We start from the raw sequence: 2,636 nt of genomic DNA, 5'->3' as shown, positions 1-2,636 counted from the left end.
TGCGTAATACCATGATGCCGATCGCTCAATACCATTCAAGCCGATCACTTTTTTGTCTGTCAGTAGACCTCAGTAAAATCTAACTTGAGTGATCGGCATCAGTCAAGAAATTTAGTTTTTTTCGCATCGACTCGCCTTTTAATTCCAACTTTATCGCCCCGTGCACAAGCCTATCTAGAATCGCATCCGCGTGTGTCGATTCTCCGATCATTTCATACCAATTTTCTATCGGTAATTGACTCGCTATTAAGGTCGATTTTGTATCATATCTTGCATCAATTAATTCCAGTAAATCACTCCGTTGTTGAGCCGTTAATGGCTCTAATCCCCAATCATCTAAGATCAGTAAATTGGCAGAGCTAAGCTTGTTGATCAGTTTTCGATAACTACCATCGGCTTGCGCTAGAAACATCTTTTCTAATAGCTCTTTGAGCCTAAAATAATAAACGCTACTCCCTTGTTGGCAGTGGTTTTGACCAAGCGCGCAAGCGAGGTAAGTTTTGCCACAACCTGTTGCTCCTGTGATCAAGATGTTTTGGTGAAGACGAAGCCATTCACCTTGTGCTAATGAACGGATCTGAGCTTTATCGAGTTGTCGTGCTGCGCCATAGTTGAGTTGGGCAAGTGTGCCGCCAACTCTGAACTTTGCTTGTCGCGTTAGGCGATCTATTTTACGCTGATCACGCTGCGTTATTTCATGTTCAAGCAATAAACTTAGCCGCTCTTCGAAGCTTTGTTCAACGTATAAATTGGGTTGCTCGTATTGCTGCAATAGCGCATCACGTATGCCGCTTAGCTTTAAATTACTTAACTGATTATTAACTTGTTGATTGATATTTTGCATAAGTCTTCCTATGGTTTGTTAATTTTTATTAATGGTAATAGTGGTTGCCACGGATATTTTTATGATCAATATCTTGTAGTAAATCACCTTGAGCTTGTGGCAAGGGTTGTTTATCCAAGCCTTTTTCTAAGATAGTCTTTACTTGTTTAACGCGAGTAACACCTGTGGTTAATGCGCGATGACAGGCGGCTTCAAGACGTTGATCACTAAACTTTTTACCTAGGCTTAATAACCCCATACAAGCACGGTAGCTTTGCTCTGGATGTTTTTTAGCTTGCATCAATTGCATAACAAACTGCTCAGTTGATGTGCCAAATTTACTCGCCCAGCGTTCGAACCGCTGTGGTGTCCATTGTTGCTGCTTTTGATGAGCGATAGGCATATGCAGATCAAGCGTGGTGTGCGCACCTTCTCGGTATGATCTGGGGTGAACAGCGACTCGTATGCCTTGATGGTAGAGTGTCACCAACTTCCCGGAGGCATGGGCTTCAAGCTTTTGTTTAATTAAGGTATGTGGCACTGAGTAGTAGTGCTTTTCAATTTCCACATGATAATCAATATGCACGCTCACCTGTTTTACTAAGGTATAGCTGTAAGGCTGTGTAGGCAGTGGTTTGAGTGCAGGTCTGTCGATAGCATCAAACTGACTGAGCCGTGAGCCAGGATGCTTTTTCATTTTACGTTGATTTAAATCGACCAGTAATGCTTGTATTTTCAGGTTCAATTGACGCAAGCTAAAGAAGGTTTCATTGCGAAGGCGCGCCATTATCCAACGTTCAACAATTTGCACACCCACTTCAGCCTTAGCCTTATCCTTTGGTTTATAGGGTCTAGCGGGCACAATGACCGTATCGTAATGTGTCGCTAGTTGTTGGTAGGTTGGATTTAAGTCAGGCTCATATCGACACGGTTTGGTGACGGCACTTTTAAGGTTGTCAGGAATTATTAGCTCAGGAACACCGCCAAGAAACTCAAAACAACGGGCGTGACTCATCACCCAATCTTCGAGTTTCTGGCTGTAAGTCGCTTCGGCATAGGTATAATTTGATGCACCCATGACCGCAACGAACACTTGTGCAGTACGACATTCGCCTGTACTTGTATCAACAATACTCATGGTTGGGCCACAGTAATCCACAAACAGTTTTTCACCTGCTTTATGATTTTGTCGCATGGAGGGTTTTTGGCATTTAAGCCATGCCTTGTACTGACGGCAGAAGTGAGTGTAACTGTAAAAACCTTCCGCGTGCCGCTCTTTGTATTCTTCCCAAAGCAGCAACAACGTCATGGTTTTAGGCCGAAGCTCTTGCTGAACTAACGACCAGTCAGGAATGGTAAAGCCCTTTAATCGAGGCTTTGTTTTGAAGAACGCTTGTTGCAGAGCGTGATCATCCCACTTCTCATCAAGCGGCCAGTAAGTAATATCTAACTCTGCTGATTTACAGGCATATTTAGACACGATTGAGGGTGAAACAGATAAGCTTGTTGCTATCTGACGATGACTGAGTTTACAGCTGTATTTTAGTCTTAAAATCTCTTTAAGTTTACGCATTGAAATAGGTGCCGTTGGCATGGTCATTCTCATCATCAAAAATGAAAAGAATAACGGTTAAAAACACCTACTGGCTAGACAAAAACGTGTACAAATTGAACGATACCATTCAAGCCGATCACTCAATACCATTTTGACCGAAAAGTGATCGGCATCGATGGTATTGAGTGATCTTGATGGATGGTATTAGGTGATCGGCTTAGATAGTATTAGGTGATCGCGATGCATGAGAATATGCAG

Annotated in this window: 2 protein-coding genes; both read right to left on the bottom strand. The window is 42.7% G+C overall.

From position 1 onward, the window contains the following. Nucleotides 1-79 precede the first annotated feature (79 nt). Nucleotides 80-844: an IS21-like element ISShfr5 family helper ATPase IstB gene (gene istB / locus ACT3RM_RS17435; protein WP_008111090.1), complete on the bottom strand. Its 765-nt coding sequence runs from the start codon at nt 842-844 to the stop codon at nt 80-82. A 28-nt stretch (nt 845-872) separates the two neighbouring features. Next, a complete protein-coding gene (gene istA, locus ACT3RM_RS17430) occupies nt 873-2,417 on the bottom strand; it encodes an IS21 family transposase (RefSeq protein ID WP_086961189.1) in 1,545 nt (514 codons plus the stop codon). Nucleotides 2,418-2,636 lie beyond the last annotated feature (219 nt).

Origin of the sequence: Pseudoalteromonas sp. AOP7-A1-14 (assembly GCF_052376275.1) — a bacterium.
Lineage (GTDB): Bacteria > Pseudomonadota > Gammaproteobacteria > Enterobacterales > Alteromonadaceae > Pseudoalteromonas.
This window is presented reverse-complemented; position numbering and strand designations above follow the sequence as displayed.

What these genes read in the sequence shown, in the direction of transcription:
- istB (WP_008111090.1), bottom strand. Translation starts at nt 844, where the DNA reads ATGCAAAATATCAATCAACAAGTTAATAATCAGTTAAGTAATTTAAAG.
- istA (WP_086961189.1), bottom strand. Translation starts at nt 2,417, where the DNA reads ATGCCAACGGCACCTATTTCAATGCGTAAACTTAAAGAGATTTTAAGA.